This window comes from Allostigmatella hybrida, from assembly GCF_020103775.1.
GTDB classification, from domain to species: Bacteria; Myxococcota; Myxococcia; order Myxococcales; family Myxococcaceae; genus Hyalangium; species Hyalangium aurantiaca.
Window position 1 is genome coordinate 404,944 of the sequence record NZ_JAHXBH010000006.1, and the last position, 7,636, is coordinate 412,579.

Here is a 7,636-nt window from a genome sequence, read left to right on the forward strand (position 1 = left end):
CGCGTCCAGGGAGGGCACCGCACCCCTTCTGCGTGCGGTGCCCTGGATGTCATGCCCTGTCCGCGCCGGTCAGTCCGGACGGCTCCGGGACGTGCGGCGCGGCCGGCGGAGCCGCCCGAGCCCCAGGGCCACCAGCGGCAGGAGGCTTCCCACCGCGCCGCCGCCCGTGCTGCATCCCCCGTAGCGGTCACCGGAGCCCGGCGGACGGCCCGCACCCCGGTGGACCTTGAAGCGAGCCTCGGCGGAGCGGGGCCCCGCGGTCCCGGAGGCATCCGTCGCGTAGGCGGTCCAGACGTATGTCTCGCCCCGGTGGAGCGGCTCGGAGAGGGTGAAGGAGGTCTGTGCCTGGCCGTCCTCGGTCACGCCTTGCCCCGAGGCCACCAGCCTTCCGCCAGACCGCCGCACCTCGAAGAGATAGGTGAGTTCATCCCCCTCGGGGTCCACGGCGTTCTGGATCCGCAGGGTGGGCCTGCGCTCGGAGACAAGGGCGTCGGAGGGGTTGAGCGCGACGGGCGCCAAGGGGGCGTCATTGCGCGTGTTGACGATGAACGCGTTGAGCGCCCACTCGCTCGCGGAGAAGCCATCCAGCGCGCGGATGCGCCAGAAGTACCGCGTGTTCTCCTTCAGCCTGGGCGTCTGCCAGCGCACCTGGCCATCCGCGTCCGAAGCCACCGGCGGGGAGACAGGGTGGTCCGGGGAGCTGAAGCGCGCGGTGGTGTCGAGCTCGAAGACATAGGTCAGCGTGTCCCCATCGGCATCCTGTGCGGCATGGGCCACGAGCGTGGGGGTGAACGAGGCCACCTGGCCGTCGGCGGACGGCCCGGCGAGCCCGGGCATGCCCGGCTCATGGTTGGAAGGCCGGCCGAGGGAGGTGGAGAAGGAAGCCACAGAGCCGTGGGCCGTGGCCCCATGGGGATCCGCCGCGGTGACACGCCAGTAGTACGTGGTGGCGGGTGCGAGGGGCGAGGGAACGGTCCAGGCCGTGTTGCCGTGAATGCCTGCCTCGGTGGCATCGGAGGTGAGCAGCGTCTGGCGCATCTCCGGGTCCGTGGCGAGCGTGAACGTATAGGTGAGCACCTCATCGTCGATGTCGAGCGCGTTGTCGGTGATGAGCGTGAGCTTGTCCGTGGATACCTGCATCCCGTCCATGGGGTGGGCAGGGCGCGGGGCGCCCGGTGCATCGTTGATGGGATTGAAGGTGACGGACTGCGGCACGCTCCAGGGCCCGTGGAGCGCATCATCCGTGGCACGCACGCGCCAGGTGTAGGCGTGGTTGTCCGTGAGGTCCTCCAGCGTCTCGCTCTCCGTGCCATCCGTCAGCGTGGCCGAGGTGGTGGCCCCCGGGGTCTGATCCACCGTGAGGTCGCGGAGCGGCAGGGTGAAGTCCCAACCGGCGAAGAGCTGGAACTGGTAGCGCACCGTGGTGAGGTGGCCCGCCTCCGTCACGTTCCCGGTGGTGAGCACCAGCTCGGGCGCATTCACCTGGGTACCGGACAAGGGCGCGTGGGCCACGGCCGCCTCGGGGAGGAGCAGCCCCCCGTGCTCGGACAGGAACTCCTCGCGGTTGTTCACCCCATCGCCATCCCGGTCCTCGGCCGCGTCATCGCGCGTGGGATCCAATCCCACCCGTTCCTCCCAGCTGTCCGCCATTCCATCGCCATCGGCGTCCTTCCACCGGACGGTGAGGGTGAGGGTTTTCGAGTCCGAGGCACCGTCGTCATCGGTGACGGTGACGGTGACGGTGTGGGGCCGCCCCTCGGCGCTGCCCTGCGCGAAGCGGGGCGTCCACAGCAGCAGGCCATCTGCCGTCACGTTCAAGCCCTCCGGGGCGTTGCTGACGCTGAAGGTCAGCGTGTCCGCGCCGGGGTCCGTGGCCGTGAGCCGCAGCGCCAGCAGGCTGCCCTCCAGGGCCTCCGCCGGGGCGGGCAGCGCCAGCGTGGGGGCCACGTTCTGGAGGGGGATGGGGATGGACAGCTCGGTGTAGCTGTCCTCATCCATCACGCGCACGACGGTGGTGAAGGGTTGCCCCCCCGCCGCGTTGTCGCGGAAGGTGTGCAGGGTGTAGGGCGTGGAGGTCAGGGCATCGAACGTGCCATCGCCCTCGAAGTCCCAGAGGAAGGCTTTGAGGGGATCCGCGGAGGCCTCCGCCGCGCCGCTGCGCGCGAACAGATCAAAGGTCATCGTGGAGGGCTCCCTCCCTCCGCCTGTGAGGACCAGGGCCTTCAGCTCCGACGTGTACGGGTGGGCCTCGGCGATGTCCAGCGTGAGGGTGCGCACCTCGGAGATGCTGCCGTCGGCATCTACCACGCGCAGGGCATACGGGCGCACGCCCGAGTCCGAGGCGACGCCGGAGAGGGTGATGGCCCCCTCGGTGAGGTGGGTCTCCTCCGCGTCCACGGTGAAGGTGGTCCCGTCGTAGCCGTAGTCCCACTGGACCTTCCACGGCGTGGCGGTGTCTCCCGGATTGCGGAAGGAGGAGGTGAGCTGGAAGGCACTGCCCTCGGTCAGCGACGTGGGGCCCTGAAGGGCGCTCAGCGCGGGGGCCAGGTCCTCGACGGTGACGGCCAGTACCTGGACGTTGCTCCGGACTCCATCCTTGTCGGTGATGCGCGCGGCGACGGTGAAGGTGCCGTCCTGGGGGAAGATGTGTTCGAGGGAGGCGGTACCGGCCGAGGAGACGCTGGAGAACCGGTCCGGCGAGAACGTGACGCCATCGTGGTCCAGGTCCCACTCCACCCGCCAGGGCGCATCCAGCCCCGGATCCGAGAAGGAGACGGTGAGGACGGTGGGCCTGTTCTCCTGGACGGCACCGGCGGTGGCGAGGGTGTCGAGCACGGGGGCCACGTCGGCCACGGTGACGGGGAACTTCTCCACGCGGGAGCGGGTTCCGCTGGCATCCGCGACGCGCACCGCCATCAGGACCGTTCCGCTCGCGTACACCGGTGCCGAGGCGGAGAGGCTGCCCTGCTGGGAGGCCTCCTGGACGATGTCCGGGGTGAACCAGCCGGGGAAGTCCGTGTCGAACTGGACCGTCCAGGGGCCGTCCGTGGCCCCATCCGGATCGCTGAAGGACATCGTGAGGGTGACGGCGTCACCCTCGGTGAGCGTGTCCGGAGTGACCGAGAGCGGCTGCACCACCGGGGCGATGCTGGGCGTCTGGATGCGCCACAGCAGCGCCGTGCCATTCCGCAGGGTGGGCGAGTTGTTGCTGTGCTGGACCCCGGCCCGATCGGCGGTCTGGAGGCCCACGGTGGCGCTGGCGCCCTGGTCCAGGTCCGGGTGGTTGACGAGCACGTCCTGGTAATTGAAGAGGATGTCCGCCGTGTCCTCGAAGAAGACCACCTGGAAGTTCAGCGTGTCGGCGGAGGACTCCGCGCGGGTGTCGCGGTGGTGGACGTTGCGCCACTCCACCACGAGCTCCCGGTGGGGGGCCACGCCCCGCACGCCCCAGTACACGTTGTCCTCGGGGGTGGGGCCTGGGTAGAGGTCATCCCAGAAGGGCGCCACGAGCGTGGTGTGGCCCGGGTCCGGCAGCGGGGTGTTGGTGAAGCCGATCTCGGTGCTGGAGAAGGACAGCACGCCGTTCATGCTGATGTTCAGCAGGCTCTGCCCGGGCCCCTGGGCGAACGGGATGGGGAAGGGCGTGGTGAGCGGCGTGACGGTGTCGTCCCCCTGCTCCAGGGAAGTCCCTGCGAACTGGCGCCACTCCAGGGGCACTTCCTTGCGCACGTAGCTCAGCGCGGTCTGGACGGTCAGCGGCTCCCCGCCCGGCAGCGTGAGGGTATAGGTGCCCGGGGTGCCCGGCTCGAAGAAGCCGGTGTACATGCCGTCCCCGGCCACTTCGTCCCCGTGCTGCCCGGTGTCCTGGAGCAGGAACGTCTCGTTGCCAGGCGTCACGGTGACGGCCAGCGCGCCCGCGGGCGCGTCACAGTTGATGTGGTAGGCGACGATCTGAAGCGGCTCCTGGGGGGTCACGGAGGCGGTGGACAGGAGGGGCCGCACCCGGCTGGAGAAGACCTGGTTGTTGCACGTCAGCGAGCCCTTGCCGCCGGTGTCCGAGGCGCGCAGCCGCCTGCCCGTCAGGGTCTTGCCCTGGGCAGCGGTGGAACTCACCGCGCCGGCGAGAACCAGGTTCTTGAGCTGCCGCCAATCGCGGCCTGGATCCTGCGCCTTGAGCAGGCCAATCACGCCGGCCACGTGCGGGGTGGCCATCGAGGTGCCATCGAACGACGCATACCCGCCGTTGGGCACGGTGCTGAGGATGTCGACCCCCGGCGCCGCGAGGTGCACGGTGTGCTGGCCGTAGCTGGAGAAGTCCGCCAGCCCGTCGTCGCGGTCGTGCGCGGCCACGGAGAGGATGTTGGAGAGAAAGTAGTTGCCCGGGTACGAGGCCGTGGCGTCGTTGTCGATGGCGTTGTTGCCCGCCGCGGCCACGAAGAGGGTTCCGTCGTCGCGCTGCTGGGTGATGGCCTCCTGCAACGACAGCGAGTACGCCCCGCCTCCCCACGAGTTGTTGGTGGCGATGACGTTGACCGGGTGGACGGTCCGCGTCTTCATCTGGTGCACGTAGTCGAGGCAGGTGACGGCATCCGCCAGGGTGCCGCTGCCCCCGGCATCCAGGAACTTGCAGGCCATGAGCTGGGCGGACCAGTTCACCCCCGCCACGCCGGTGGTGTTGTGGCCCGCCCCGGCGATGGTGCCCGCGCAGTGCGTGCCGTGCTCGTTGTCATCCATCGGATCGCCACTGAGGGTGATGGCGTTGATGCCGTGGACATCATCGATGAAGCCGTTGCCGTCGTCGTCCACGTGGTTGCCCGGCACTTCGCCCGGGTTGGTCCACAGGTTGGCCTGGAGATCCGCATGGGTGTAGTCGATGCCGGTGTCGATGACCGCGATGACGCCCGCGCTGCGGCTGCCCTGGGTCAGCTCCCAGGCCTCCGGGGCGTTGATGTCGACGTCGGCCGTGCCCCCGGCCTGTCCGGTGTTGTGCAGGCCCCAGAGATCCCCGAAGCGGGGATCATTGGGCAGCGCGCTGAGGCGGTAGACGAAGTTGGGCTCCACGTGCGCGACGCTGGGGTCCTTCAGGTAGGCCCCCAGGGTGTCCTTCAGGGTGGCCTTGGGCACCGTGACGAGCTGCAGCCCGGGCTGAGCGCGGTACGTGCGCAGCACCTGGGCGCCCAGCCGGGCGTGGGCGGCCGTGGCCAGGAGGTGCCCGGTGCCCTTCTTGAAGCGCACCAACACCTGGCCCGCGACGTATTCGGCCCCGTCCGGAGTCCGGAGGACTTGCGCCCCGGAGGCCAGGGCGCGCGAGTGTGGGGCCCGGCGGGGCGCACGCTGCGGGGCAGCCCCTGACTCTTCCTTCTTCGTGCACCCCTGGACCGCCAGGAGCGGTCCGAGGATCAGGGCCACCAGCGCCCCCGGCTTCATCCAACCCATCATGAGCAATGCCTGCTTTCTCTTGAGCGATGAGCGTTCGGACGTGCGTGTTCTGTCGGTGGCGGGTCCCCAGCCCGAACGGATTCCGGTTCCGGGAATCCGGGTGCCATTGGGGGGGGACGGGGCAGGCGGTTCAATAGCCCTGGGTTTTTCCGGGACGGCGGGGTTCCGCCGTGAACAGGGGGGAAGGAGGGGGCGGAGCCCCGGCGCTCACTTCCGTGAAGCACAATGGCCCGTTTGGGTAGGAGGCCGGCGGGGGGGAGGGGGCCGCGTCCGCCCCCCCCTCGGGCGTCCAGGTTGCCCCGCTCCTGGACGGGCAGCCGAGGCCTTTTCACCCCTCCAGGCAAGGATGCGGTATAGACGGGGGCGCCAAAAGCTCCAATGCTGGGGCAGCAACGCGATGACGCGAGATTCGACAGAAACACCGCCCGCCGATGGACCGTCCCTGCCTGCGCCCGACAACGCGCGCGAGGCCACCTCACCCGAGGTGCTGACGGTCTCCGAGCCCGCGACCGAGGCCCTTCCCATGTCTGATGTTGTGCCGCAGGCGGAATCCCTGGATCTGCCCCTGCCCACCGAGCCCGTGGAACCCCGGGCCGAGCCCCCCGAGCCCCCTCCCGAAGCCCTGGCCGCCGAGGCCGCTCCCCCGGAGCCGGAGATGGTGGCCCCCTCCACCACCCCCACTGGCGAGCCCCCCGCGATCGATCCCCTGAAGCTCGACCCGGACGCGCTCAAGGTCGTCCTCCGGCTGCACCAGCACGGGCACCAGGCCTACCTGGTGGGTGGGTGCGTGCGGGATCTGCTCCTGGGCCGTACGCCCAAGGACTTCGATGTGGCCACCAGCGCCCACCCGAACGAGGTGCGCGCCACCTTCCGCAACTGCCGCCTCATCGGGCGCCGGTTCCGGCTGGCCCACGTGTACTTCAAGGGCGGGAAGATCATCGAGGTCTCCACCTTCCGTGCCAACCCCACGGAGCTGATGGAGCCCGCCGAGGAGGAGGGGGCCGAGAACGGCAACGGCCAGGGGGGAGATGATCTGCTCATCACCCACGACAACGTCTTCGGCACCGCCGAGCAGGACGCCCGCCGCCGCGACTTCACCATCAACGGCCTGTTCTACGACGTCACCGAAGGCCGGGTGATCGACTACGTGCGCGGCCGGAGGGATCTCGACGAGCGGTACATCCGCACCATCGGCGATCCGGAGATCCGCATGCGCGAGGACCCGGTGCGCATCCTCCGGGCCGTGCGGTTCGCGAGCAAGCTGGGCCTGGACATCGAGTCGCGCACCTACGCGGCCATGGAGGGCGCGGTGGAGGACCTGCCGCGCTGCGCGCCCGCCCGGCTCCTGGAGGAGACCTTCCGCCTCATCCGGGGCGGGGTGGCGGCCCCCAGCCTCAAGCTACTCGACGCGCTGGATGCGCTGAAGATCCTCCTGCCGCCCGTGGCGGCCTACATCCGGCGCAGCCGGGAGAACGAGCGGACCTTCTACGCCTACGCCGAGGCGCTGGACCGGCGGGTGGCGAAAGGCGAGCCGCTCGATGACGCCATCCTGCTGGCCACGTTGCTGGTGCCCATCAGCCGGGCGGCGCCGCCGTCCGAGGAGTCCGAGAACTCCGACGCTCCGCCCTCGGTCGCCCGGTCCATCGAGGACCTGCTCGCGGGCTTCGTGCAGAGCGCCCGCCTGCCGCGCCGGATCGCCGAGCGGTGCCGGTTGCTGCTGCTCGCCCAGCGCACCCTCTCCGGGGAGCGGCGCCGCCGGGGCGCGGCCTTCCGCCGGCACCCGCTGTTCGGTGAGGCCCTCACGGTGTTCGAGCTCTCCGTGGAGGCCACCGGGGAGTTCAGCGAGGCCCTGAACACGTGGAAGAGCGGCGAGGTGCCCGCGGCGCGTCCCGAGGCCCCCGCGGGCGAAGGGGAGGCAGGCCGCAAGCGCCGCCGCCGCCGCCGCCGCCGGGGAGGCCGCAAGTCCGAAGGCAGCGAGGCTGGAAGCTCCGAGGCTGCGGACGCATCCTCCGAGGAAGGCCAGGCAGAAGGCTCCGAGGGGGAGTCTTCGGACGATGACTCGGAGGAGGCGGACGAGGACTCGGAGGAGCCGGAGTCCGAGTCCTCCGGCACCTGAGCGGCTAGGAGTGTGTTGAGCTAACGAGCCAGGGGCGTCGGGCGGACGGCTCGGCGCCTGGCTCCTCCACGGGGAGCGAGC

General features: G+C 70.5%; 2 protein-coding genes. One reads left to right on the forward strand and one right to left on the reverse strand.

The annotated features are described in order from the left end of the window. Positions 1 to 69: 69 nt before the first annotated feature. A complete protein-coding gene (locus KY661_RS14230; protein ID WP_225410708.1) occupies positions 70 to 5,439 on the reverse strand; it encodes a S8 family serine peptidase in 5,370 nt (1,789 codons plus the stop codon). A gap of 397 nt (positions 5,440 to 5,836) precedes the next feature. Between KY661_RS14230 and pcnB the strand changes: the two genes are divergently transcribed. Beyond that, positions 5,837 to 7,555, forward strand: a complete 1,719-nt coding sequence (gene pcnB / locus KY661_RS14235) for a polynucleotide adenylyltransferase PcnB (protein WP_225410709.1) — start codon at positions 5,837 to 5,839, stop codon at positions 7,553 to 7,555. Positions 7,556 to 7,636 lie beyond the last annotated feature (81 nt).